Source organism: Pseudomonas sp. AM8 (assembly GCF_036346475.1).
Taxonomy (GTDB): Bacteria; Pseudomonadota; Gammaproteobacteria; order Pseudomonadales; family Pseudomonadaceae; genus Aquipseudomonas; species Aquipseudomonas marginalis.
This window is the reverse complement of record NZ_JAOTNX010000012.1, coordinates 167,404-190,572: the sequence shown is the minus strand read 5'-3', so window position 1 is coordinate 190,572 and position 23,169 is coordinate 167,404. Positions and strand designations below refer to the sequence as shown.

Annotated in this window: 25 protein-coding genes and 1 pseudogene; 11 read left to right on the top strand and 15 right to left on the bottom strand. The window is 58.4% G+C overall.

The genetic code is table 11. The features are described from left to right. Positions 1–11 precede the first annotated feature (11 nt). Positions 12–938, bottom strand: coding sequence for an AraC family transcriptional regulator (locus tag V3W40_RS26020; RefSeq protein WP_177120895.1), 927 nt, complete (start codon positions 936–938; stop codon positions 12–14). A 159-nt stretch (positions 939–1,097) separates the two neighbouring features. Between V3W40_RS26020 and V3W40_RS26015 the strand changes: the two genes are divergently transcribed. Then, a complete protein-coding gene (locus V3W40_RS26015; RefSeq protein WP_068933244.1) occupies positions 1,098–2,147 on the top strand; it encodes an NAD(P)-dependent alcohol dehydrogenase in 1,050 nt (349 codons plus the stop codon). Between the two features lie 157 nt (positions 2,148–2,304). Beyond that, a pseudogene (locus V3W40_RS26010) lies at positions 2,305–3,125 on the top strand (MFS transporter). A 72-nt stretch (positions 3,126–3,197) separates the two neighbouring features. On the opposite strand, the gene V3W40_RS26005 reads toward V3W40_RS26010, so the two are convergent. After that, a complete protein-coding gene (locus tag V3W40_RS26005) occupies positions 3,198–3,941 on the bottom strand; it encodes an SDR family NAD(P)-dependent oxidoreductase (protein WP_330215890.1) in 744 nt (247 codons plus the stop codon). A gap of 12 nt (positions 3,942–3,953) precedes the next feature. Further along, a complete protein-coding gene (locus tag V3W40_RS26000) occupies positions 3,954–4,361 on the bottom strand; it encodes a DoxX family protein (RefSeq protein WP_068933248.1) in 408 nt (135 codons plus the stop codon). A gap of 95 nt (positions 4,362–4,456) precedes the next feature. Between V3W40_RS26000 and V3W40_RS25995 the strand changes: the two genes are divergently transcribed. Beyond that, complete coding sequence (locus tag V3W40_RS25995; protein ID WP_177120893.1) at positions 4,457–4,837, top strand: winged helix-turn-helix transcriptional regulator; 381 nt, start codon at positions 4,457–4,459, stop codon at positions 4,835–4,837. A 229-nt stretch (positions 4,838–5,066) separates the two neighbouring features. Here the strand turns inward: V3W40_RS25995 and V3W40_RS25990 are convergent, their stop codons facing one another. Together V3W40_RS25990 and V3W40_RS25985 are read right to left on the bottom strand one after the other, a co-directional pair. Further along, positions 5,067–5,228 carry an SDR family NAD(P)-dependent oxidoreductase gene (locus tag V3W40_RS25990; RefSeq protein ID WP_177120892.1) on the bottom strand — a complete coding sequence of 54 codons (162 nt, stop codon included), beginning with the start codon at positions 5,226–5,228 and terminating at the stop codon, positions 5,067–5,069. Positions 5,229–5,327: 99 nt separating this feature from the next. After that, complete coding sequence (locus V3W40_RS25985) at positions 5,328–6,326, bottom strand: zinc-dependent alcohol dehydrogenase family protein (RefSeq protein ID WP_068933249.1); 999 nt, start codon at positions 6,324–6,326, stop codon at positions 5,328–5,330. A 27-nt stretch (positions 6,327–6,353) separates the two neighbouring features. Between V3W40_RS25985 and V3W40_RS25980 the strand changes: the two genes are divergently transcribed. Further along, positions 6,354–7,358, top strand: a complete 1,005-nt coding sequence (locus V3W40_RS25980) for an AraC family transcriptional regulator (RefSeq protein WP_177120890.1) — start codon at positions 6,354–6,356, stop codon at positions 7,356–7,358. Positions 7,359–8,188: 830 nt separating this feature from the next. On the opposite strand, the gene V3W40_RS25975 is transcribed toward V3W40_RS25980, so the two are convergent. Next, entirely contained in the window at positions 8,189–8,668 is a 480-nt protein-coding gene (locus V3W40_RS25975) for a hypothetical protein (protein WP_330215889.1), read from the bottom strand. A gap of 251 nt (positions 8,669–8,919) precedes the next feature. Between V3W40_RS25975 and V3W40_RS25970 the strand changes: the two genes are divergently transcribed. Next, entirely contained in the window at positions 8,920–9,471 is a 552-nt protein-coding gene (locus V3W40_RS25970) for a restriction endonuclease (protein ID WP_112196231.1), read from the top strand. Positions 9,472–9,962: 491 nt separating this feature from the next. Next, the gene (locus V3W40_RS25965) at positions 9,963–10,172 is read left to right on the top strand and encodes a hypothetical protein (RefSeq protein WP_442962867.1); all 210 of its coding nucleotides are present in this window, start codon (positions 9,963–9,965) and stop codon (positions 10,170–10,172) included. A gap of 45 nt (positions 10,173–10,217) precedes the next feature. Here the strand turns inward: V3W40_RS25965 and V3W40_RS25960 are convergent, their stop codons facing one another. After that, positions 10,218–10,835, bottom strand: coding sequence for a TetR/AcrR family transcriptional regulator (locus V3W40_RS25960; RefSeq protein ID WP_122555235.1), 618 nt, complete (start codon positions 10,833–10,835; stop codon positions 10,218–10,220). Between the two features lie 132 nt (positions 10,836–10,967). On the opposite strand from V3W40_RS25960, the gene V3W40_RS25955 reads away from it, so the two are divergent. From V3W40_RS25955 to V3W40_RS25940, 4 genes are all read left to right on the top strand, one after another. After that, positions 10,968–11,408: a hotdog fold domain-containing protein gene (locus V3W40_RS25955; protein ID WP_122555234.1), complete on the top strand. Its 441-nt coding sequence runs from the start codon at positions 10,968–10,970 to the stop codon at positions 11,406–11,408. A gap of 238 nt (positions 11,409–11,646) precedes the next feature. After that, positions 11,647–11,949, top strand: coding sequence for a hypothetical protein (locus tag V3W40_RS25950; RefSeq protein ID WP_330215888.1), 303 nt, complete (start codon positions 11,647–11,649; stop codon positions 11,947–11,949). A 217-nt stretch (positions 11,950–12,166) separates the two neighbouring features. Beyond that, positions 12,167–12,457, top strand: coding sequence for a type II toxin-antitoxin system ParD family antitoxin (locus V3W40_RS25945; RefSeq protein WP_330215887.1), 291 nt, complete (start codon positions 12,167–12,169; stop codon positions 12,455–12,457). A 2-nt stretch (positions 12,458–12,459) separates the two neighbouring features. After that, positions 12,460–12,816 carry a type II toxin-antitoxin system RelE/ParE family toxin gene (locus V3W40_RS25940; RefSeq protein WP_330215886.1) on the top strand — a complete coding sequence of 119 codons (357 nt, stop codon included), beginning with the start codon at positions 12,460–12,462 and terminating at the stop codon, positions 12,814–12,816. A 926-nt stretch (positions 12,817–13,742) separates the two neighbouring features. Here the strand turns inward: V3W40_RS25940 and V3W40_RS25935 are convergent. The 5 genes from V3W40_RS25935 to V3W40_RS25915 form a co-directional block, all read right to left on the bottom strand. Next, a complete protein-coding gene (locus V3W40_RS25935) occupies positions 13,743–14,525 on the bottom strand; it encodes a hypothetical protein (RefSeq protein WP_330215885.1) in 783 nt (260 codons plus the stop codon). A gap of 80 nt (positions 14,526–14,605) precedes the next feature. Then, entirely contained in the window at positions 14,606–14,905 is a 300-nt protein-coding gene (locus tag V3W40_RS25930; RefSeq protein ID WP_330215884.1) for a hypothetical protein, read from the bottom strand. Between the two features lie 124 nt (positions 14,906–15,029). After that, complete coding sequence (locus tag V3W40_RS25925) at positions 15,030–16,682, bottom strand: N,N-dimethylformamidase beta subunit family domain-containing protein (protein WP_330215883.1); 1,653 nt, start codon at positions 16,680–16,682, stop codon at positions 15,030–15,032. Beyond that, positions 16,679–18,028 (bottom strand): MFS transporter, encoded by a 1,350-nt coding sequence (locus V3W40_RS25920; RefSeq protein WP_065927671.1) that lies wholly within the window; start codon positions 18,026–18,028, stop codon positions 16,679–16,681. Before V3W40_RS25920 ends, V3W40_RS25925 begins: the two co-directional genes overlap by 4 nt. Positions 18,029–18,077: 49 nt before the next feature. After that, the gene (locus V3W40_RS25915; protein ID WP_330215882.1) at positions 18,078–19,328 is read right to left on the bottom strand and encodes an MFS transporter; all 1,251 of its coding nucleotides are present in this window, start codon (positions 19,326–19,328) and stop codon (positions 18,078–18,080) included. A 102-nt stretch (positions 19,329–19,430) separates the two neighbouring features. Here V3W40_RS25915 and V3W40_RS25910 point away from each other — a divergent pair, with 102 nt between their 5' ends. Beyond that, complete coding sequence (locus V3W40_RS25910) at positions 19,431–20,399, top strand: AraC family transcriptional regulator (protein WP_065927673.1); 969 nt, start codon at positions 19,431–19,433, stop codon at positions 20,397–20,399. A 37-nt stretch (positions 20,400–20,436) separates the two neighbouring features. On the opposite strand, the gene V3W40_RS25905 is transcribed toward V3W40_RS25910, so the two are convergent. The 3 genes from V3W40_RS25905 to gcvA form a co-directional block, all read right to left on the bottom strand. Continuing rightward, the gene (locus V3W40_RS25905; protein WP_065948722.1) at positions 20,437–21,198 is read right to left on the bottom strand and encodes an SDR family oxidoreductase; all 762 of its coding nucleotides are present in this window, start codon (positions 21,196–21,198) and stop codon (positions 20,437–20,439) included. A gap of 29 nt (positions 21,199–21,227) precedes the next feature. Beyond that, positions 21,228–22,055, bottom strand: a complete 828-nt coding sequence (locus tag V3W40_RS25900; RefSeq protein ID WP_065927675.1) for a DMT family transporter — start codon at positions 22,053–22,055, stop codon at positions 21,228–21,230. Positions 22,056–22,129: 74 nt separating this feature from the next. After that, a complete protein-coding gene (gene gcvA, locus V3W40_RS25895; protein WP_092485540.1) occupies positions 22,130–23,035 on the bottom strand; it encodes a transcriptional regulator GcvA in 906 nt (301 codons plus the stop codon). Between the last annotated feature and the right edge of the window lie 134 nt (positions 23,036–23,169).

Genomic DNA, 23,169 nt, shown 5'->3' with positions numbered 1-23,169 from the left:
TACCCCGAGGTTTACGCCCCTTGCCCTCGCAACAGCGAAATATCCAGCTTGGGAGCAACGCCAAACAGACGGCTGTATTCGCGACTGAACTGAGACGGGCTTTCGTATCCGACCTTGAACGCTGCACTGGATACGTCCTGATGCTCATTGAGCATTAACCGCTTTGCTTCATTCAGTCGCAGCCATTTCTGATACTGCAGTGGGCTCATTGCAGTGAGTTGGCGGAAGTGGTGGTGAAAGGTCGGCGTGCTCATCTGCACTCGAGCTGCAAGGTCATCGACGCGAAGTGCCAGGGTGTAATTCAACTTCAACCAATCGATGGCTTTGGCGATCCGATAGCCTTGGCCATCGACAGACGTTATTTGTCGAAGCCGGCTCGCCTGATCACTCTGTAAGAGCCGGTAGTGAATCTCGCGTTGGATCAAGGGGGCAAGAACAGGGATGGACTCCGGTTCTTCGAACAGTCCCAATAAACGCTCGAATGAGGCCAGCATCGCAGGAGTCAGCGCACCAATTCCCACGCCCTTCGCAATGGATCGATCACGGGTGGGTGGCAGGTCACTTTGCGCTATCAACTCGGCCAACATACGCAGATCAAGTTTCAGCGTAAGCCCCAGGCATGGCAGTTCCGGGCTTGCAGCCAGCACTTCTGAATTGGCAGGTAAATCCAATGAGGTGATCAGAAACCGCGAGGTGTCGTAGGGGTAGCCCTCGCCCCCAACCCACAGCTGTTTCTCACCTTGCACAACGAGGATAACGCTTGGCTCGACCATGCAAACGATGGGCGGCGCTGGATGTTCCCGCTTGAAGACACCCAGGCCCGTAATGGCCGTTGCGTAGTCACCTGGTTTCGAGATCAGCGTGCCGATAATCCCCGCAAGCTTTTCTTGTGGCGATATGAGTTGAGAATGCGTGTTGGAGTTTTTCGTAATATTCATCTTTTACCTCTTCACGGCACTCTAACTCGGCAGCTCCCGACAGTCCTGCAGAAAAACAGATACTCATACAATCAGGCAAGTAATCCAGCGTAATGCACTACAGAGAGCCTTTGCAGACCGGAAAAATGGTCATTCGACAAATCCATTGAGGTCTCTCCTATGCTTGTACAAGCCTATGGCGCTCACGCTGGCGACAAACCCCTTGAACCGATGCAGGTCAATCGCCGCGCGCCGGCCGCCCATGATGTGCAGATTGATATCGCTTTCTGTGGCATCTGCCATTCGGATTTGCATCAAGTGCGCGCCGAGTGGGCAGGCACGCAATTTCCGTGTGTACCTGGGCACGAAATTGTCGGTCGCGTTTCGGCGGTGGGCGCGCACGTAGTGGGTTTTAAAGTCGGCGACCTGGTCGGTGTCGGCTGCGTTGTTGACAGCTGCAAACACTGTGACGACTGTGACACCGGCCTGGAAAACTACTGCGATGAGATGGTCGGCACCTATAACTTCCCGACACCTGATGCACCTGGCTGGACGTTGGGCGGTTACTCGCAAAACATCGTAGTGCATGAGCGTTACGTCTTACGCATCCGCCACCCCGAGTCGCAGCTGGCTGCCGTCGCCCCGCTGCTGTGCGCCGGTATCACCACTTACTCGCCACTGCGTCACTGGAAAGCCGGCCCAGGCAAGAAAATCGGCGTGGTCGGCATCGGCGGGCTGGGTCACATGGGCATCAAGTTGGCCCACGCGATGGGTGCCCACGTTGTGGCATTCACCACCTCTGAATCCAAGCGAGAAGCGGCAAAGGCGTTAGGCGCCGATGAGGTCGTGGTATCGCGCAACCCCGAAGAAATGGCGCTACATGCCAAGAGTTTCGACTTCATCCTCAACACCGTCGCAGCCCCGCACGATCTTGACGCGTTTCTGGTGCTGCTCAAGCGCGATGGGGCTCTGACGCTGGTTGGCGCGCCCGCCTCGCCGCACCCATCGCCGAACGTATTCAACCTGATCATGAAGCGCCGAACGATCGCCGGCTCGATGATCGGAGGCATCCCAGAAACACAGGAGATGCTGGATTTCTGTGCCGAGCACAGCATCGTCGCCGACATCGAACTGGTTCGCGCAGACCAGATAAATGAATCCTACGAGCGAATGCTCAAAGGTGAGGTCAAGTATCGCTTCGTGATCGACAATGCCACTTTGGTTGATTGACCTTTACGACCGGATGAACCTCATTCCATTCACCAAGTTGACCTCAATCTTCAAAAGCAACCTGAAGTAGCCTGAACGGTGCCCTGGCCGGGCATCCGTTATCACACGCTGCCTCGTTCCCGGGGCCGCGACGCTTCGCCATTACAGGATTCAATCAATGATCCAACACACGCTCTCAGCCCCGCGAAAACCTGAACAATCATGGGGCGCCGTGTTCGCCACGTCGCTTGCCGCCTTCGTTCTGGTGGCATCGGAGTTCATGCCCGTCAGCCTGCTGACGCCGATTGCGGCCGATCTACATATCACCGAAGGGCAAGCGGGACAGGGCATTTCAGTCTCTGGGCTTTTTGCGCTGTTCGCCAGCCTCCTGACCGCTTCGGTGGCGGCGCGGGTCGACCGCAAGCCACTGCTGCTGTCCCTGACGGTGCTGATGATCGTTTCGGGAACCGTGGTCGCGTTCGCGCTGAACTACTGGGTGTTCATGGTCGGTCGCGCGCTGATCGGCGTGGCCATTGGTGGCTTCTGGTCATTATAGGCGGCAACCGCCATACGCCTGGTGCGGGAACCTTCCTGATTGAAGCACTCTTGAAAAATGGCCTGCATCGCACCCTCATTGTCATTCCGATATTGACGGTGGTGATCGCACTGGCACTCGTTTCGTTGGGCAGCTCTGTGGCCACCACAACCGTCTTGTTGGGTCTATGGGGTCTGGTTGCGACCGCGGCACCGGTGGGGTGGTGGACATGGCTGGCCAGAACATTTCCAAAGGATGCTGAAGCCGGAGGTGGCTTGATGGTGGCGATCATCCAACTGGCCATTGCATCCGGCGCAACCGTTGGAGGGCTGGTATTTGACTCGAATGGCTATCGAGCGACTTTCGAGCTGAGCGCCACGCTACTAGGCGTGGCGGCAGTTCTTGCCTTCCTGGCCGCACGCGCTGCCTCGCGAGAGCCAGTTGCATCGGAGAACATCGCTTGAAAAAACGCAAGACGCGCCAAGGCGAGTCTTGTGGTCTCAGTGGGTCAATCGGTTGCAGACTGGACGGTAAAATCAGCGTGCGCTGTCGATGATTTGGCCACCGTCAGGCGTCAGGCTATACCCCGTCAAAAATTGCCCATCCTTGCTGGCGAGAAACAGCACCACCGGCGCAATGTCCTCTTCGGGCGATCCATAACGGCCAAGTACGTTAGTGGGTGCAGGCACCTCGGCCGCAGTACCCCAAGTGTCTGCGACCGGCATGACATTATTCACCGTTATGTTGTCAGCGCCCCATTCCCTCGCCGCTGAACGAGTCAAGGCACGCACCGCTTCCTTCGCCATGCTGTAGGGGGCATAGCCCTGCATTCCTAGGACGCCGGCCAATGACGCAAAGTTGATAACTCTTCCCTCACCACTAGCTTTGAGGTGGGGGTAGCACGCCTGCATGGTTCGTAGATAGGCGATCGGCCCCATTTCCAAATTGCGTTGCAATTGCTCGGCTGACAGATCGAGAACCGATGAGAAGACGGCGGAGGGGTCGAAGGCATTGTTCACCAGGATGTCGATCCGGCCATATTCAGCAACGACCTGTTCAACGGCGCCTTTGATTTGATCTGGATCGGCGATATCACAGACTACGCCGAGGGCGATGCCGCCCGCTGCCTGGATCTCAGCGACGACACCCGCGACATTTTTAGCCGTCCGTGAAACAACGGCTACTTTCGCGCCCTCTCCTGCAAACAGCTGGGCAGTAGCGCGGCCAATACCACGGCCGGCGCCAGTGACGATGGCTACTTTTCCATTGAGTCGGGACATGTTGATCTCCAGTTATGTGGGGGTTACCAGATGTGCCGTTGTTACTTGCCCGTAGGGTGACTGCACGTCACGAACAGCGTTTTGAGTTAAGAAAGAAGCGATCAGCAACACGAGGCAAATAACCGCCGGCAAGGCTCCACCAGGCTTGCGGACATTGATATGCGCAAACGCTGAGAGCAGCAGGTGATAAAGCATGCCGGCGTAGGCCAGGTCGCTAAGCGACACATTGATCCGCAGCAGAATGGTGACGACCGCCAGGATCTTCACTGCAATGAGCATCGGCATCAGATCGGCGGGGTAGCCGAGGTCGGCGAGTGCTTCACGAACCCATTCCCTTTTAACCAGGTACAGAGTCGCCGAGGCCAGATACAACAACGACAGCAGTGTCGTACTGATCCAATAAATGTAGATTTCAATCATGGGGTTTTCCTAAGCAAGTATTAATGCGTCGACTTAGGTCAAAGATGTCGCCTAATATGAAAAGCTACAAGTAGGATGAAAAAGTGGTGCTTAGTATGGAAAACCAGACTATTGATGACGATGAGATCAATATGCACGAGGAAATGCGCCGTGCATTTGCGCTGCTCTCAGGCAAGTGGAAGCTGGAAATCATGTGGTTGTTGAACCAGCGAATCTATCGCTTTGGAGAACTTCGCAAGGCGATCAGCGGCATCACCCAGCACATGTTGACGGCACAACTTCGTGAGCTCGAAAACGATGGTCTGGTGTCGCGAACAGTCTTCGCGGAGGTGCCCCCGCGCGTCGAATATGAGATGACGGCCAAGGCCCGTGCGCTCGGGCCGACAATGGAGGCACTCGCGTTATGGTGGAGCGAGTACGGGAAAAGCGTGCCGGTGAAGCCAAGCTCGCGCGGTCGAAAACCTAAAAGCGTTTAAGCAGATGAAGCACGATGTCAGCGCCCTACTCATCTCAATGTTCTCTCAGCCGGAACGCCCCCGATTCCCGAAGATCGGAGTCTCGACAGACCGGGGGCTGAGCGAGTTGACGCGGATGTTCCGGTCCTTGAGGGTCCGTCGTCCAGCTTCGGTCAAAAGAGCGTGTCGCCGCCTTGGTTGCGGCATAGACCGAATGCAGCGGGGAGCCTTAGTTGTACGTACTGAGGCGTTAAGGACCACCGACCCCGGCGGCTGCTTCATCAAAGGAAGATTTAGTGCGGCCGATGATGACGCCCCTTGCGCCTTCTTGGGCGAACAACTTCGCTGAGGTAAGGCCGATGCCACTACCACCGCCGGTGACTAAAGCTACTTTGCCAGTAAGTTTTCCCATTTGATGTACTCCTTGCGGACACGGTGCGATAAGCGCGTCGCACCGGCACCGTTACGATTGCCTTCTGGGTGACACCTAAGGCTCTGGAAAGTTGATCTCTCAGCCTTCGTTGGTGATGACGACCTTGCCAAAGACGTTGCGCTTGCCGAAATGTTCGAACGCGGCTTTGCCGTCGTCGAAGGTGAAGCAGCTGTCGATCACAGGACGGATGCCATTCTGTGCGACAGCAGCGATCACGTCCTCCAGGTCTTGGCGGTTACCAGTCGCGATCGTCTGGAACCGCGCGAAGGTGAGAAACATGTCGAGGTAACCCGGCATCTCGCCCTCCGCCAGCACGCCGACCATCGACACCTGGCCGCTGAGCGCGACTGCCTTCAGCGACTGGGCAAAGGTGCCGGGGCCGCCAACCTCAACCACACGATCGACGCCGCGCCCGCCGGTGAGTGCCTTCGCCTGCTCGCCCCAATTGGGGTTTTCGGCATAGTTGATGACATGGTCGGCACCCAAGGCAAGCAGCCGCTCCGCCTTCTCGGGCGACGAGGTTGTCGCGATCACCTCGGCACCGCGCGCCTTGGCAAACTGGAGCGCAAACAGCGACACGCCGCCGGTTCCCTGGGTGAGCACGCGATGTTGCGGTCCGACTCCGGCGACTGCATTCCAGGCGGTGACTGCAGCGCACGGCAGCGTCGCGGCATCCTCGAAGCTGATCGAATCGGGAATAGCAACTAACTCGTTTTGATCAATCGTGCGGTACTCGGCCATCCAGCCATCTATTTGGGTGCCATATTGCGATGCGAACTCGCGAAACGGTCCAGCATACCAGCCAGGCATGAAGTTGTTTGTAACTCGGTCGCCGACCGCGAAACGGGTGACTCCCGAGCCGATTGCCTCGACAACACCGGCAGCGTCGGACAGCTGCACGCGCCCGTCTTCGAGGGGAAAAGGCGACCAGCCGTAAACGATTGTAAGGTCGCGGAAGTTGAGCGAGGTCGCCTTGATTTTAACTAGGACTTCACCCGGTCCTGGCCGGGGCGTGAGCTCCTCGCACAACTCCAAGCCGTCGATTGAACCGATGGTCTGCAAACGATAGATCTTCATATGTATCCTCCAAATTGTGGCAGGAGTATGGCGAAGCTTGACCGGACCATCTATTGCCTGGAGTATGCGTTTTTTAACCCATCGTCCGAGATCGTCATGCACCCCTTTGATTCCGTCCTCAGCGCTATGCAGCTGGAGAGTTCGTTATTTGTCAGGATGCGCGCTCATGCGCCCTGGGCGATCTCGTTCGACAGCGGTGGTCAGGCACGACTTGTCGTCGTCGCCAAGGGCCGAGGCTGGTTCACCCACGTAGGCCATTCGCCGGTCGTCGTCCAGGAAGGCGACTGCCTGATCATCAAGCAGGGGGTCACCGGAATATTGGGCGATACGCCGGACCGTGTCGCAGTTCCCTGCTGGCAGATCGCCGATCATGTGACTGGCGAGACAGTTTCCTTCGGCGGGGACGGCGAAGCGTGTGAGTTCTTCTCGACCTTGTTCACGTTCAACCACGCCGCAGGCGAGCCCTTGTCGGCGTTGTTGCCCGATGCCGTCCATATCGCGATGCCCAAGTCCGACGCGGGGCGAATGGTCTCGATCCTCGAACAGATCGGGGCGGAGGAGGCGCAGACATCGCTTGGCGGCTCCTATGTCGTGGGACGCCTACTAGACGTGCTGTTCATTCAGGCGATCCGAACCTGGGCCAGTTCCGAGGGCACCATGCCAGAGGGTTGGCTCGCTGGAATGAGCCATCGCCAATTGGCACAAACACTGCGGCGAATCCATGCCGATCTGGCGCACCCGTGGACGCTGGACCAGCTTGCCCGCAACACCGGGATGTCGCGCTCCACCTTCGCGGCATTGTTCAAGTCGATCGTCGGAGTGCCGCCGCTGACCTACATTGCCACGTGGCGCATTTATCGCGCCAAACTCATTCTCGCTGCCGGCCACTCCATCGCGGCTGCGGCGGAGCAGACGGGATACGGCAGCGACATCGCACTCAGCCGCGCTTTCAAAGCCGCGACCGGCGTGTCACCTGGACAATGGCGGCGCGAGCGGCAGAATTCCGGTAGGAGCCATCCCCCGATCAGATAAATTGGCGGCGCCGGGCTTAACTCGAGTTAAAGTTGACCTGCCTATGGTCGTGAGATAGTCGGCGGCGGCACGCTGGGCTGCCGCTCTGCGTTCGTTTTTGATGATCCTGCTGTACGGCGCAAGCCTGTAGCCGTGAGGAAAAGGACGACCGACACGACGTCGTCTTCCGGCGATCCGTGCCGTCCAAGCCTGTTCGTTGCCAGAAGGCTCAACACATCCCCGTGCATGCTTAAACGATGTTCCCGGTCCGTACAAGCAATGGAAAAGTAGCCATCATTATCTGCACCGACGCGGCATCGGGCGTACCACCGCAAAGTTGCTTGTCGTAGCATCAGCGCACCGCTGCCTGCATATACAGCAACGGGAATGCGGGGGCAGATAGTATTCCGGGTGGCAGCTCGCCCCGGCGGTATTCGTTAATATTATCTTACGGCTTCACGCAATCGGGTCACATGGATATCCATTGAATAGGGGCCGTTGGACGTCAGCAGACGGAGGTGCGGTTCCCAAACCACCTGCGCAGCGGCCGGATTGATCGACAGCAGCACGTTGTAGCCCGACGTCCTCAGCTCTTCGTCGAGATATTACGGCAACCGGGGCTTCTTGCCAGGGATCTTTGGCTAGTTGGGGTGAGTGCTATTAGCCCCCCAAATTTCGATACCGTGGTCAGCTTTGCACCGCGGAACGGATAGTCCGGGACTGCGCATGGACTGCTGCACTCGTCAATGTGCAAAGCCGCCGAGGCGATAGCAATCGTGGCATGGCAGATCAGAGACAGTACGACCTTGTGTTCGTAGGCGAGATTGATGATCTCCCCCAGCCATGACGAATCACGGAAGTCCACCATCGGCGCATGACCACCATGGGAAATGGATAAAATCAAAATCCGCAAGCGAAAGAGCGTCGTCGGGATCCCGGTGACGGTCAACTGCGCTCTGCACCGATAGGTAGTTCGCCTTCGCAGAGCCGGCGAGCGCCCGCTCGACCTCGCTGCAAAATGTGGCCACCTCGGGATCGGTATTAGGCAGTACCCGAGATATCGGAAGGTCACCGAGATAACGGGCGGCGAGGCGGAGTTCGGCATCCCGCGAGCCACTAGATCGGGACGGCAGCCTGCGGACGACTTCGGCGCGATCATCTGAGACATCCTTGGCATCGAAAGTAGAGCAGGCTAGTAGCACAGACGACAACGTCGACTTCCCCCTAGCGTTATCGGCATAAATTAGACTGACTTTCTGAAGCTCGACAGGTCGCTGAGCTGCTTTTTTCAGAACCCCGACGTTGTCGATGCTTATGATTTTCTCGAGCATGAGCTCACTCCGCTAAGCTGTCCGTACGCTTCAGCGAACCCCAAGCGCTAAGAGCTCGCGGGGCACCACTGACCTTGCTAGGCGAATTTAACTCATCCTAGTGAGTTTGAATGGCATAGGGCTATATTTCTTTTATGGAGGGCATGGCTCTCCTGTCATGCCAACCCAACACCTCAAGTTGCGCGCCGTCGCACTAAATTTACCCACTAGCCGCAAGCTGGACGGGCAATCTCTCAGTTTAAGGACGACAAATGTTTCCACCAATGGCGAACTCCTATCTCGAAATCACAGCCACTGAATTTGAGCGGTTGGTCAGGGACTGGATCCTCAAGCAAGGTGGTGAGCTGACCTCGCTAGAGGTGACTCATGACGCGAAGGTGGAGAGCTACGATTCAACCTACCAGATCGACGTACTAGCGAAATTCCAAGCCTTTGGAGGCGCCGAATTCAAGGTTCTGATTGAGTGCAAAAAATACCGTAGCGCAGTCGAACGAGAGTTGGTTCAAGTGCTGCACGACAAGGTCAGATCTGTGGGCGCTCATAAAGGAATGCTGTTCACCACATCAGGATTTCAATCAGGAGCGATCAAATATGCCAAAGCTCACGGTATTGCGCTGGTTTCGATTATCGACGGTGCAGCTACCTATGAAACCCGCTCGGCGTTTCCAGTCGCGGCACAGCGTCCGGCCTGGCTCAACCTTCCGAAATTTTCGCTCTGGCACGTTGGTGAAAACGAAGCAGGCAACATCTCGATGAAATCCTTGGGCCGTGCTGATACGGAAATCAACGAGATGTTCAGCTGAAGAGATGAGGCGGATTAGCGAGTGCTCTTTATTGCGAGGGTACAGATTCTCCGTGGGAGTAAATGTGGGAGTAATTTAGTAGGCATGAAAAAGCCCAACCTTTTCGGGTTGGGCTAAGTCATTGAAATATATGGTCGGGACGGAGTGATTCGAACACTCGACCCCTAGCACCCCATACAAGGGGTAGTTGGATATTGGCGCTTACAACGGCAGTGGCCAACAGGACGGTAAAGGTCGCAGCCTAATTCTCATCGCCGATATGTCCATCCGCTCCTGGCGGCCCATCGACGAGGCGTCGAAGCCGAAAACCAGGTCGGTGCAGAAGCCTGACGCGCACGAAGACATCGTCGCCATCGAGCGCACTAGCGAGTCGTTGCCGGTCCTCCCGCTGATAGGTACCGGGTTCTCGACACTCGTGAAACTGCTGCGTGTCAAGCATGACATTGTAGCCTCCCCCCCGCCCGGGCGGGTCAAGGCTTTCTCGGCCGACCTTGCCCACCCTGGGCTTCGTCGCCGGCTGCACCTTCAGCGAAAGCAAGTCGCGGTCGGAGTTGAACCTGCGCAATCACTACAGCTCGACAGGCCTGGTGTCCAACATCCAGCTGTACCGCGTTGGTGTAGTCAGCGTTCTCAGCAACCAGGCAAGCGCCAACAGCCCCAAGGCCCAAGACACAAAACAAACTCGACGCTACCCACCATGAAACCGAAGTTTGCAAAGCCCGACTGAACAGGGCAATGGCTGCTGATTATAATGCGACCAGTGAATTCCAGGCAGCTTTTGCAAGCAACACGCGATGGTGCTTTGGGCTTTTTTTAACCCTGCCTGAAAGCCAGGCGCGGGAGTAATTTTCTGCTGCACCCACGATCAGGGACGGTATCAGCTCCACCGGCAAGTGGCCGAAACAGGCCTTTAGATCTTCCCTCTCCATCCATTCCAACAGTTGTTGATTGCGCTTTTTGTTGCGTGAAATCAGTTCACCCTTGAACGGACCGCTCATAACGGCAAATCGACTCTGGAAAACAAAGCGGGCCCACTCTGGTTGTTCGTCGACCCAGTCAACGAAGCTGAACACTAACGCCGTTACGCCAGACTCAGCAGTATCAGCGTCTTCCAGATAGGCGCTCCGCAGTGACGCTTGGTCTTCAAGAGCTGCAAAGAAGAGAGCCGCAATAAGGCCATCCTTATTACCAAAATGGTGATAGATCGCACCCACGCTTGTCTCGCACGCAACACGGACGTGCTCAATTGTCGTGGCCTCAATCCCTAATTCGTTAAAGCTAATGAGTGCTTTCCGGAGAATGGTGCGTTTGAGATCACTGCGCCTTCCAGGGTATGTACGCTCGATCAGATCTGGTGATTGCATGGGAAAAACGCCAAATGAGCAGATTTTTAAGTTAGTCAGCCAAGCTATCAAAAGCACGTCTTGACGCGGCGACATTTTACAGAATAGTGTTCTACAACAGAACATTATTCTGTTTAATTCTGAGGATTTTCCATGAGCCAAGCTCTGAGCATGTTCAATAGTGTAGGTCCAGCCGCGTTCAGCAATCTAGCGTGTCAGATGGCACCTTATTTCAGTACTATCTCTCCGGAGATTTCCGAATTGAAACCAGGTCGCTCTGTGGTGAACGTGCCGTTTCGCAAGGAAATCACGAATCATCTTTCATCTGTTCACGCGATTGCTCTGTGCAATGCAGCAGAGTTGGCGGGGGGGATGATGACCGATGCTTCAATCCCTCCGGGGGGCAAATGGATTCCTAAAGGTATGACTGTGGAATACCTGGCCAAGGCAAAGTCGAGTATTCGTGCTGTTGCTGACGGCAGTGAAATTGACTGGGCTACTGGTGGGGATAAGATCGTTCCGGTCGACGTGTACGATGAAGCCGGCGTGAAGGTCTTCACGGCAAAAATTACAATGAACGTAAAATTAGGCTGAGTCGTAGTCAGTTTTTGCGTGAATCTAAATTCGTGTGACATCGAATAGCGCCGCTTATGTTCAAAAGGCCCCTACACTTGAAGCCAGTGTGGGGGCTTTTTTGTGGGCCGGTGAAAACCAGTCCCCCCTGCGCTGGTAGACCAACCCCCACAGCGGTGGTTTTACGCAGTGACCGCTAATTCGATCAGGAAGCGCCTTCCTGGCGTTATCCCTCACCTCAACAATAATGGGTGAAAGAATGAGCGTCGTATTCTCGCGCAATGGTGTCATCATGCCCGATCTGGTCCGCACCAAACTCGCCAACCACCTGGCACGCCTCGGCCGCGCAGCAGATGTGCATACCTTGGCATTGGCCCAAGAGCGCGCAGAAGGGTTTGTGGAGGGGGTGGAAGCCGCACGTGCGCTAACCCCCGCTACGATTGAGGGGTTGTTTATCGCCGTTGAAGACGCCGCCGCACGCCGCCGGCGGGAGCTGGCGCCAATGTTCGTGGCGCGCTTCAAACGATCGGCGAGAACGCCGGACACATCAAACAGGGCTTAGCCAAGCTGAAGGCAGAAGGCCCACACTAATCAAGCGGCTCCCGACATCCCGCGAGCATCCCCCTTTTTGGACTCTGCGCGCGTCAATGTTTGGCGCAACGGATGACTCCGTACGACCCAGTCCGTCAGATACACATCACAGAAGATGTGCAAGCGGGTGAATTGGCATAATATGCCAATGCTCGAAAGAATTTGTTTGCCGAAAGCTGGAGCTCATTATGGCGACGCGAAACGTTGTGCTAACCCCTCACCAGGAACAGGTTATCCAGGACCTGGTCCAGTCAGGCCGTTATCAAAATGCCAGCGAAGTAATGCGAGAAGGTTTGCGTTTACTGGAGCAGCGCGTCGCCGAAGACACCGCCAAAATTGAGGCACTGCGTCAGGCAACTTCGATCGGCATCATGGATCTTGAGCGTGGGCGCTTTACTCAGGTGAATGAAGGGGATCTGGAGCACTACCTCGAGGGCTTGAGCCTTGAGGCCACCCTCCCCGCGAAAGAGAAACACTGAGCATGCCGCAGTACCGGATTTCCAACGCGGCGCGCGCCGACATTGTCGACATCCTCAGGCTCTCCCAGACGCAGTTCGGCGATCAAGCACGCCAGCGCTACCAGGCGCTGATCCTCGCGGCGCTGCAAGCGCTTGCCGACACGCCTTATCGCATTGGCAGCCACGACCGCGATGAGCTTGCACCGGGCCTTCGCAGCTATCACCTCATCTATTCACGCCAGCAGGCCAAACACACCCATGGAACGGTCAAAAGCCCACGCCATATCGTGTTCTATCGTGTGGCAAACGACGACGTGATCGAGGTCGTCAGACTCCTCCATGACGCCATGGAAGTGCAGTTGCACTTGTCTAATGACTGATCAGCGATTCAGGACACAGACATGACTGGCCAGGAACAACGAAGGTGAGACGCTCCCTCTATCCCCCACTCTGCCAGCCAACTTATTTCATGACAGGTGCTGAAAGATAGCCCGGGCAACTTCGAATAAGGATATCGACTCATCGAACCACCAAGGATTTGCCGGATTCGGATTGGTCATCCGGTATACGGGGGTGCACTGAATGCCAGACATGGCCACCGAGGTCCGCGTCAGAAATCGCAAATCGCGATCGCTTGCACACTCAGCGCAACTGGGGGCATGAATGGGGGCATAAATCGATTTTTTCAAGCTGAAAGTACTGTCCTAGAGCCAAGTCAAAATGTTTTTTGGGGACCCCGAGAGTTTGTAAAAAAACTCTACCAGGCTCTATAAACGGATATAAAACATTAGGAACCCGACAAGCACGCTGCGACGCGGCCAACCACATCCCCCCGCTCAAGGCCAAGACCGCCAACTTCGAGGCACAGTTGCTCAATGAAGAGCGCACCTTCGAGTATGTCGCCAAGCAATGGCTAGCATTTAAGTCTGCCGAACGGGTGACCAAATCCATTACAGGGTCTAGTGGTGCGCTGAGTAACCTCATCTTGCCTGCTATCGGCAATAAACTGCATCGACACCTTGAACTCGATATTTAATACCTGGCGCAGCAGCCCAAAACCCCTCCGGCCTGCGACCACATACGCTTTGGGCCAAAACTTGTCGATAGGCCCCCTGCATCACGCGGCTAGGCCGGGAAACATCTGACTAGCCAGTGCCCACGCAGCTGCTCCGGATCTGTCGACGTGCGCCCTGACTGATAAATTGAATCCCACGCAAGGGAGCAAGTTGGAAATACCAGTCAACTCGCCAGGCGTGGCCATTTTGCAGCAATGCAAACTAAGGCCAAGTACGTGCCACGATCGCGGTCATTCCACATAACGCAGCCAAAGATGGGTCCGACCGGAGATCGCCTGGGCGACTGCGAGGTGGCGTGCTTGTAGGTATTCATCGCTAGTGTTGTAGAGCGCACAAATGTCTTTGGCAACCAGATTAGCCAGGGCCAGGTCAGGCGGCTCAGCACGAATGAAGCCGATGTAAGAGGCACCTACTCCTATCAGTTCATAACCATGCGCCAGTAAAAAATGATGCGCCACCGCAAAGTTCTTTGCAGGATCAAGATCTGAAGTGAAATAGCCGTTCGGAAAAGCCGCCAGTGCCTCGCACGACTGCTGAACGGGTACCAAGAGCGCTGAAAGGGGCTGATCTAGAAGAGAGACAGGGTCGTTCTGGTAAGCGATCCACTCCTGTAGGGCCTGCTCATCAAGCGTCAAGCCATGGGCGCAAGCATCTTCGAAAGAGGTGAATGCAACCAGGTTCATGAAATTGCGAAAGCACATTGCAAATTCCGCTTTCGTTGTCGGATAGCCAATGTATTCACCATTCTCAAAGCATTCCGGCGGTAATGCCGCGATGTCCTGCTCCGATGCATCGTCCATTCCTGAATTATTGCGCGCATGCCCCGAGGTGTAGCGGGCTTGGTGCAAGTCATCGAGCGAGAACAGAGGTTTAAAGCCTGGGTGCAACTCAGCAATCCTACGATGGGCTTCGGCCAGATCGTCAAAGCGGGTAATCCCGCTTACGCCGTACTCATCGCATGTACCTACAGACGGGTTCTCACGCATGCCATTACCGCGAAATTCGATATCCATAAACAGTGGTCTGCTCCGTCTTGTTACTGAAATAAGTGGGTAATCCCAAGGACCTCTCTGCCTGCCCAATACTCCTTTTACTATTGATGAGAGTCCGCCTCCTCAGCGGGATAAAACTCGCCAGCCTTCCCACTCTTTTTCAGCCGTTCACGCACCACTATCTCAACCCGGGCCACTGCGGCTTGATCATCAGGATTGACCAACTGCACGCACAGGCGTCGGACATTCTGATCGTGGGTGCCCTCGCTCATCATCTCGTGAGTGAAGACCTGCTCGCCACGCCATAGGCACAGTTGGGCATGAGTTGCGCCGAGCCATATCTCGTTGATTGATCCAAGGTCGGTAGTATCCAATTGATCCACGGTGATGGTCTTATCCATGGCGCTATACCTTACCAAATGAGTAGGTATAGATAGACTGACAGGCATTGACGGTCGTTCCAAACATCGGCAGGTCAACGGCGCCAACGGTGGTTAAGCACGCGGCGGACCTAGCTCTCAATAGTTACGTATTGCGCAGGAAACGCTCGAGCACATTGTTGGTGATCATCACTGTGTAGAAGTCTGCCTGCATGAGCCCATGCACCCATTCGCACGTGGCGGCGGTAAACACCTCGCCTCGACCTTTGTGGAAGTGCACCACCATGCCGGCCCCGCGGCTATGCAAATCGATGCTGGCGTCGCTGAGGTCGGGCGCCAGGATGGAAGCACGAAACCGCGCATCGCCATCGCCGAGCATGAATGAATAGGCATCCTCGGACCGGCCATGCTCGGCATTGGTCGCCCAGCCCATGGCGAGGATTTGCAATCCGCAGGGCGCCCCGTCTGTGTAGAGCGGTTCCGGAAGGCCGTCGACGAAGGTGTATTCCAGACCATCCACCTCATAGCCGAAGATGTTGGCTTCGTCCGCGAACATATCCGCGTAACCCAGGCCCGTCCCCAGGAACGCCCAGTGCTTGGGCCTGAAGACTGTGTAGCCGCGCGGGCTGCGCGGCGCCATGCCTCCAAAGCTGGCGTAAATCCCTCGCAGAGCATTCACCCCGAACGTCGTTGCCCCAGGGTGATTCACCCTCGGATCTTCCCAGGCCCCCGTTAGCCGATGAGGCTCGGTAGCGGCCACAGGATCGAGCGCACCGGCGTCGTACTTGTAGGCCACCTGCCGCCGGCCTTCATCCTCCAGGCGAATCTGCCACATGAAATTGCCGGCGAAGCGCGCGACCTTGCCGCCCTCCTCGACAAAGGCGTCGACATGGTCGCGCATTTCCCGCGTCCAGTACTCGTCGTGCCCGATGAAGACGGCGCAGGCGTAGCCCTCAAGCGCGTGGGGGTCGTGATGCAAATCGTCCTGGGTCACGATATGCACCGTATAACCTTGCTGCTCGGCCCAGACTACAAAAGGTCTCTCGAAGGAAGCCCACCCCGCCAGCGCGTAGTACTTGGCGTAGCCGTTAAGGGAGGCCCATTCGATGAACTCATAGCGCGCCGGCCCTGGCGTGCGGGGCCGGCTCGCGTTGACGCAACGTGGCGCGTCGGCCGGCAGCCACACCTGCCCTCGCGCCCAGGGGCGCTGTGCCGACAGCAACGGTGAGCGGCCACGTGGCGTGCCGGGATGAACGCCAAAGTAATGATTGGCTCCGCCCCAGTCGTTATAAGCAGCCCACGTCGAGGTGGCCGCAACGAGCACCAAGGCATCGGCACGCTTGCGCAGCGCCTTGACGATAAACAGATGATGCCCGAGGACGCTGTCGTCGCCGTCCCGCACTTCCACTATGTAGCCACCCTGCTCGGCATCCGCCGGAATTGACCATTGCATGAAGACAGGCCATTGGCAGCCATGCTCATAGGCACGTTCGGGTATGGGGTGGAATCGAGCCTCAAGGCTGTCGGTGGTATGCAGCGTGCGGGCGATGGCGCCATCACGATAGATCCGCAGCCGCACGTGCGGGCGGTTCGACGACAGATACAGGCAAACCGAATCACCCGGGCTATAGGCGCGGCGGTCCGAATAGCACCAGGCGGCCGCCGGGCCCGACTCGCAAGGGACTTCGACCCAGGTCTCGCGTGCGGCCTGACGTGGGCCCGAAGTCTGGCTGACGGTCACGTTGGCACCCGGGCGTTCGCCTCGCGCAGCGGCGTTTTTGAGGTCTGTGGAATTCATTGAGTCGTACTCCTTTGATCGGCTGATTCTGCAGCTCGACCAGCCAATGTATTTACGCTGACTCGAGCGCCAGGCGCCTTGATGTGCGCAAGGTCGATGCCCGCTGTTTCGTCGATAAGAAACCCTGCCAGGACGGTGACAACGCCCAACCCGATCACATAGCTGACGTACAGATAGCCAAGGTCGGCGCCGCTGAGATAGTTGTGTAGATAAGGGGCGGTGCCGCCAAAGATCGCCACTGAAACCGACGAGACCAAACCGACGCCCTGGGCCCGTGCCTGGGTCGGCACCTGCTCGGACAGCACAGCAGGGAAAATCGCCGCGATCAGCGACCAGGCGCCCAGCCCCAGCACCTGGGCCAGGAACAGCGTCCAGGGTTCAGTGGTCACCATTATCGAAAGGGGATAGGTCAGCACGATCACGCCCAGGCCCCAGGCAATAACCATGGGCCGGCGCCCTACCCGATCGGACACCATCCCGCAGACCGGCAACCAGCACACACAGAGGAGCTGCGCGAGCAGACTGGCCACATAGGCACCCGTGGCGTCCATGCCCTGGGCAATCGCCGTCGAAGCGCCAAACGTGACCCACGCGTAGTAAGTGACATTGGCGGCCGCAGCAAGCATGACGATGTTGCGCGCCACCCGTAGCATCTCCCCCCTGGACAGCTTGCGCGGCGGCCGCGCTTGCCCTTGCTGCTCTACGAACACATGAGATTCCTGCGCACCGCGGCGCAAAAACAGCGCGTAAATACCGAGCACTCCACCAATGGCGAAGCCGACCCGCCAGCCGTAGTCACCCATGGCCTGGGCCCCCAGCAGCCAGGTCAGCGTCGCCGCCACGGCCGTTGCCGCCATCACCCCGAGCGTCACCCCCACGTAGACGGAACTTGACCATAGGCCACGGTGCTTGCTTGGGGCGATCTCGGCGACATAGGTGTAGGACACCCCTGTCTCGCCACCATGGGCGAGCCCCTGCATCAGCCGGAAAAACAGCAGCGCGCCCGACGCATACAGGCCAATGCTCTGGTAGTCAGGGATAAGCGCGATGCCCAGGCTGCTGATCGCAAGCAGCAGCATGGTGAGCACCATGATGGTCCGGCGCCCCAGTCGGTCGCTCAGCCGGCCAAACAACCAGCCGCCGACAGGGCGTGCGACAAAGCCAACCGCAAACACCGCAAGGGTCGCGAGCATCGCCGAGCGCGCATCGGTCTTGTCGAACAGGTTGCTTGCCAGGTACACCGAAAAGGTGGCGTACAGGGTCCAGTCGAACCATTCGAGCGCATTGCCGATACCGGCTGCGCGCAACGATTTGAGGCGTCCTTGGTGAGACGTCGTATTGTTCATGGGGTATCTCCTGGTGACGAACGGGATCGAAGCGGTTTGGCAAACCGGATCAAAGGTGCAACGCGGGCTTGGGCTGACGTACGCCCTGGGCAGAAGGGACGCGGACACGCAGCGCAATCAGCAACGCGGCCAGCAGCATCAGTACGGCCGCCGCTACGAATACGCCTGCGCTGCCACCGACGCTGAACACTGCACCGCCAGCGGCAGCGCCCGTGGCGATGGCCGACTGCACAGAGGCCACTACCATCCCTCCGGCACTTTCCGCCTGGTCAGGTACCGCGCTGGCGACCCAGTTCGACCACGCCACCGGCACACCACCAAAGGCCAAGCCCCAGACCGCCAGCAGTAGCGCCTGCCCCGGCAACGAGGCCGGCAACAGCACCAACGCCAGGGCTGCAACGCCGACCAGCGCCGGCATCAACACCAGCGTGGCCAGCGGGTGGCGCTCCAGCAGCCTGCCGGCCAACAGCGTGCCGGCGAAGTTCGCCACGCCAAAACCCAGCAACATCAACGACAGCCCCTGCGGGCCGATGCCAGTCGTTCCTTCAAGGAATGGCCGAACATAAGTGAACATCGCAAAGTGGCCGCTGTGCACCAGCACACAACCGAACATCCCCATGGCGATGCCCGGGCGCTGCAATACCTCGAGCACAGTGCGCAGGCGTGCCGGCCGGCGCGGCGCCAGGCGCGGCAGCGTGAACGACTGGAAAGCCAGGGTCACCATGCCTACCGCCGCTGCGGCAAAGAACGCGCTGCGCCAGCCGTACAGCCCGCCAAGATAGCTGCCCAGCGGCACAGCCACGACCGTGCCGACGGCAATGCCGCTGAAAATGATCGACAGCGCCCGGGGCAACAACGCACTCGGCACCAAGCGCATCGCCACCGCCGCCGCCATGCTCCAGAACCCGCCAAGGGCAATGCCCAGCAAGATGCGCATCACCAACAGCACCGCGAAGCTGGAGGAAACGGCGACCAACAGATTGGAGGCGACCATCAACGTGGAAAAACCCAGCAGCACCCAGCGTCGGTCGATGCCGCGGGTCAGGCCTGGCACCAGCAAGCCAGCGAACAGCGCAACCACCGCTGTCACCGTCACCGCCTGGCCAGCCAACGCTTCGGACACCCCCAGATCGTTAGCCATCAGCGTCAACAAACTGGCCGGAAGGTACTCAGCGGTCAGTAATCCGAATACGCCCATTGCCAACGAAAATACTGCCATCCACGCGGGCGTCGCAGGCTCTACGTCCGCACCGACGCCGGAATGGCGGTCGGATACGGTGTTACATACACAGTCAGTCATTGCACGGATCTCCCAATCTTCATGGCGAGCCGAAGTCTAGGCGCGGGAAGCTGGATGATCTATGATCAAAAATCTCTACTTTTTGACTAAAACACCTGAATAATGCCAGCAGATCAATTTGCTCTTTCCTCGGACCTCATCAACGAGCTGTTGCGCGGCATGCGCCTGCGTGGCGTCGAATACCGGCGTATCCAGGCAGGTCCAACCTTTGGTTTGAGCTTCGCGGAAAAACCTGGGCACGCCTGGTTCCACTTCATTGCCGTGGGCAACGCAGTGCTGCGAATGGAGGACGGCAGCACCTACGCTTTATCTGCCGGCAACGCCGTGTTCATTTCCCACGGCGCGGCCCACCAACTGTTTTCCGATCCGGACGCACCTGTTCAAGACATCGACCGCCTGGACGGCGCGCCCTTAGGTGACACCGTCAGCGCGGTGGATACCGGAACCGATGCCAGCCCCACGCCGAGCACTATTTTGTTCAGTGGTTGCATGGAGTTCGAACTAGGCAGTATCCATGGCCTTGGCCGGCTGATGCCGGGACTGATGCTGATTGATGCCGGCGGCCAGCGTTACCCCGGACTGGTGCCGATCCTGACCACCATGGAGCGCGAGGTCAGCGCCGCGCGTATCGGCTTCGCCGGTATCCTCGCGCGGTTGGCCGACGTGGTGGCCGCCATGGTCGTTCGCGGGTGGGTGGAGTGCGCCTGCGGGAATGCCTCTGGCCTGGTCGCCGCCTTGCGCGATCCACGCTTGGCCGGTGCCCTGCTGGCGCTCCATCAACAACCGGGCCGCGACTGGACCGTTGCGCAGCTGGCCGAGCACTGCAATACCTCGCGTTCGGCCTTCGCGGACCGCTTTCAAGTGACGATTGGCATGACCCCGCTGCGCTACGTCACCGAACTGCGAATGCGGCTGGCAAGCCAGTGGCTGACGCTCGAAAGGCTGCCGATTGAAGAGGTGGCGCAGCGCTTGGGCTATACCTCCCAGGCCGCTTTCAGCCGCGCATTCAAGCGCATTACGGGCAAGACACCGGGTTTGAGTCGCAAGGTGAGGCCGCACGCTGTTACGTGAGGCCGAGCGCAGGTAGCCGATGATCCGAGCCTTTGACTCATTTACCCCCCGTTACGTCGAGGAATGTACCGGTAACGAAGGATGCCTCCGCGCTCGCCAGCCATAGAATCGCGCGCGCCACTTCCTCCGGCTGACCGCCCCGCCCCATGGGGATCGAGTCCTTGACACGATCCACCCGCCCCGGCTCACCGCCGCTGGCGTGCATGTCGGTATAGATATGTCCGGGGCGAATACAGTTAACGCGTATGCCTTCCCGGGCCACCTCCTTGGCAAACCCGATGGTGAAAGTCTCCAGCGCGCCCTTTGACGCCGCATAGTCGACGTACTCATTGGGGCTGCCGAGGCGTGCCGACGCCGAAGAGACATTGATCACCACCCCGCCTGGGCCGTTGTAGCGGTAAGACATGCGCTTAACCGCCTGCTGGGCACAGAGTATTGGCCCGATGGCATTGACCGCAAAGATGCGCTGCATCCGCTCGAAGCCGAGGGCCTCCAGGCGTGACTGAGGTGCGAGCATCCCGGCGTTATTGACCAGTACGTCGATGCGACCGAACGTGCGGTCGATGGCCGCGAACATATCGGCCACCTGTTGCGGGTCCGCACTGTCGGCCCGCATCGCCAACGCCCGGCGCCCCAATGCTTCTACATCCGCAACCACCGCCAGCGCTGCGGACTGGTTGGCAACGTAGCTGATCGCGACGTCATAACCTCTTTCGGCGGCCAGCCGGGCGGTTGCCGCCCCCACTCCACGACTTCCACCCGTGATTAGAATCAGCGGTGCCTGCGAGACATTGACCATTAAACATTGCTCCTGAGCCGTTGGCTGTATCAGCCGATGATGAGGGTGCCGCTGGCGATCACTACGCATGCCAGTATCCGGCGTGCGGTAAGCGTCTCGCCGAGGAACACATAGCCGATCAACGCCGCAAACAGCACGCTGGTTTCGCGCAATGCGGATACCGCGCCCAGTGGCGCTTCGTTCATGGCGTAAATGACCATTCCATAGGCGAGCAAAGAGACCAGCCCGCCGACCAACGCGGTCACTGTTCCAGGCCGGACGCGGAACAAGCTGCGGGTGTCGCGCAGGCCGATGTAGACCACCGGCATCAGCACGCCCCACAGCGCGCACATCCACACCGTGTAGGCAAGCGGCGCACCGGAGAGCCTGGCGCCGATGCCGTCGACCACGCTGTAGGCCGCGATAAAGCCGCCCGTTCCCAGCGCATAGGGCAGGCTGGGAACCGACAGACTGCGCCCTCTGAAGGCCAGCGAAATAATCCCGCCGGACACCAGCGCAATACCGAGCAACTCGCCAGGCGTGATGCTTTCCCCGGCAAACACGGCGGCACCCAAGGTGATCAGCACCGGCGACGATCCACGTGAAATCGGATAGATCTGCCCCAGGTCGCCGACGCGGTAGCTGCGCACCAGAAACAGGTTGTAGCCCACATGCAGCAACCCCGACAGCACCGCGTAGCCCCAGCTTTCAATCGCGGGGGGCACCATGAACGCTGCGGCGACGACACTGGCGATGGCGATGGCAATGCACATCACCGTCATGGACCACAGCCGGTCGGCGCCGCTACGCAGCAGCGCATTCCAGCTGGCATGCAGCAGCGCGGCGAAAAGCACGAGGAGGATGAGATGAGTAGGCATGCCCCACTGTAGGCAATCCGGCGCCGGGGCTAAAGCGAAGTCTCCTCAGCGCAGCATGAGCGGAGACTCATGACTCACTCATCCGGTCGCTGGACTTTCAGTGCCTCGCTGACCAGCCATTGGCGAAAGCTGGCGATGTGCGGCTGGGATTCGATGCCCTTGGGGCAGACAAAGTAGTAAGCCAATGGCGATGGAAGCGGCACATCAAACAGCCGCACCAAACGGCCATCGCTGATTTCGTTCTCGACATGCCCGCTGCGCACCAATGCAACGCCCTGGCCGAGCAAAGCCGCCTCGACCGTCATGTTGGTATCGCCAAACCTGACGCTTTCCTGGAGCGGCAAATAGGCCAACCCGACGGCTTGAAACCACACCTCCCACTTTGGCACCAACTCGGCGCCATCCCGAGTCAGGAGCGGGAAATGCAACAAGTCTGCCGGGCTTTGCGGCGTGCCAACGCGCCGCAGCAATTCGGGACTGGCCACGGGAAATACCTGCTCCCCAAACAGGAACTCCGAATGCAGGCCTGGGTAATTGCCCTTGCCGAGCCTGATCGCAACATCAGCCTGGCCGTGAGAGAAGTGGATGATTTTATCCGTGGTGTCCAGCGAGACCAGCAGCTCGGGATGCTGGCGAGACAGACGCGGCAAGCGTGGCAGCAGCCATTTGAGCGCAAAGGAATAGGTGGTGCTGACGCTGAGCCGAACCCGGCCCTTTTGCTCGCGCAGATCACCCAAAGTCGCCTCCAGGCTGATGAAAAACTCCCGCACGATGGGCGCCAGCGCAGCCCCCGCTGCCGTGAGGCGTAACGCCTTGCCACGTTCAAACAGCGGCAGCCCCCAAAGCGCCTCAAGGTGCTTGAGCTGGTGGCTGACCGCGCTTTGAGTCACATGCAGTTCCTGTGCGGCTGCAGTAAACGTCGGGTGGCGGGTGGCAACTTCAAAGGCGCGCAAGGTCGCGGTAGGCGGCAGGTCTCTCATCGGGGCAGGATCCAGCGAGTTATAGGAAAAGCGCATGCATGAACGTTAGCTCATGCAGCAGCTTACTTCACTGTACCCATTTGAATCCTCGTCCTTGTTCAATCCGCGCCTACAGAAGCAGCAGCTTTGGCGAG

Bases quoted from the DNA above. Each gene is read 5' to 3' on its own strand.
- V3W40_RS25930 (WP_330215884.1), bottom strand. From the start codon at position 14,905: ATGGATAAGACCATCACCGTGGATCAATTGGATACTACCGACCTTGGA.
- V3W40_RS25990 (WP_177120892.1), bottom strand. From the start codon at position 5,228: ATGGGAAAACTTACTGGCAAAGTAGCTTTAGTCACCGGCGGTGGTAGT.
- V3W40_RS25970 (WP_112196231.1), top strand. From the start codon at position 8,920: ATGTTTCCACCAATGGCGAACTCCTATCTCGAAATCACAGCCACTGAA.
- V3W40_RS25910 (WP_065927673.1), top strand. From the start codon at position 19,431: ATGCCAGCAGATCAATTTGCTCTTTCCTCGGACCTCATCAACGAGCTG.
- V3W40_RS26020 (WP_177120895.1), bottom strand. From the start codon at position 938: ATGAATATTACGAAAAACTCCAACACGCATTCTCAACTCATATCGCCA.
- V3W40_RS25920 (WP_065927671.1), bottom strand. From the start codon at position 18,028: ATGAACAATACGACGTCTCACCAAGGACGCCTCAAATCGTTGCGCGCA.
- V3W40_RS26015 (WP_068933244.1), top strand. From the start codon at position 1,098: ATGCTTGTACAAGCCTATGGCGCTCACGCTGGCGACAAACCCCTTGAA.
- V3W40_RS25945 (WP_330215887.1), top strand. From the start codon at position 12,167: ATGGCGACGCGAAACGTTGTGCTAACCCCTCACCAGGAACAGGTTATC.
- V3W40_RS25980 (WP_177120890.1), top strand. From the start codon at position 6,354: ATGGCGAAGCTTGACCGGACCATCTATTGCCTGGAGTATGCGTTTTTT.
- V3W40_RS25975 (WP_330215889.1), bottom strand. From the start codon at position 8,668: ATGCTCGAGAAAATCATAAGCATCGACAACGTCGGGGTTCTGAAAAAA.
- V3W40_RS25905 (WP_065948722.1), bottom strand. From the start codon at position 21,198: ATGGTCAATGTCTCGCAGGCACCGCTGATTCTAATCACGGGTGGAAGT.
- V3W40_RS26000 (WP_068933248.1), bottom strand. From the start codon at position 4,361: ATGATTGAAATCTACATTTATTGGATCAGTACGACACTGCTGTCGTTG.
- V3W40_RS25940 (WP_330215886.1), top strand. From the start codon at position 12,460: ATGCCGCAGTACCGGATTTCCAACGCGGCGCGCGCCGACATTGTCGAC.
- V3W40_RS25900 (WP_065927675.1), bottom strand. From the start codon at position 22,055: ATGCCTACTCATCTCATCCTCCTCGTGCTTTTCGCCGCGCTGCTGCAT.
- V3W40_RS25935 (WP_330215885.1), bottom strand. From the start codon at position 14,525: ATGGATATCGAATTTCGCGGTAATGGCATGCGTGAGAACCCGTCTGTA.
- V3W40_RS25955 (WP_122555234.1), top strand. From the start codon at position 10,968: ATGAGCCAAGCTCTGAGCATGTTCAATAGTGTAGGTCCAGCCGCGTTC.
- V3W40_RS25925 (WP_330215883.1), bottom strand. From the start codon at position 16,682: ATGAATTCCACAGACCTCAAAAACGCCGCTGCGCGAGGCGAACGCCCG.
- V3W40_RS25915 (WP_330215882.1), bottom strand. From the start codon at position 19,328: ATGACTGACTGTGTATGTAACACCGTATCCGACCGCCATTCCGGCGTC.
- V3W40_RS25950 (WP_330215888.1), top strand. From the start codon at position 11,647: ATGAGCGTCGTATTCTCGCGCAATGGTGTCATCATGCCCGATCTGGTC.
- V3W40_RS25985 (WP_068933249.1), bottom strand. From the start codon at position 6,326: ATGAAGATCTATCGTTTGCAGACCATCGGTTCAATCGACGGCTTGGAG.
- V3W40_RS25960 (WP_122555235.1), bottom strand. From the start codon at position 10,835: ATGCAATCACCAGATCTGATCGAGCGTACATACCCTGGAAGGCGCAGT.
- V3W40_RS25995 (WP_177120893.1), top strand. From the start codon at position 4,457: ATGGAAAACCAGACTATTGATGACGATGAGATCAATATGCACGAGGAA.
- V3W40_RS26005 (WP_330215890.1), bottom strand. From the start codon at position 3,941: ATGTCCCGACTCAATGGAAAAGTAGCCATCGTCACTGGCGCCGGCCGT.
- gcvA (WP_092485540.1), bottom strand. From the start codon at position 23,035: ATGAGAGACCTGCCGCCTACCGCGACCTTGCGCGCCTTTGAAGTTGCC.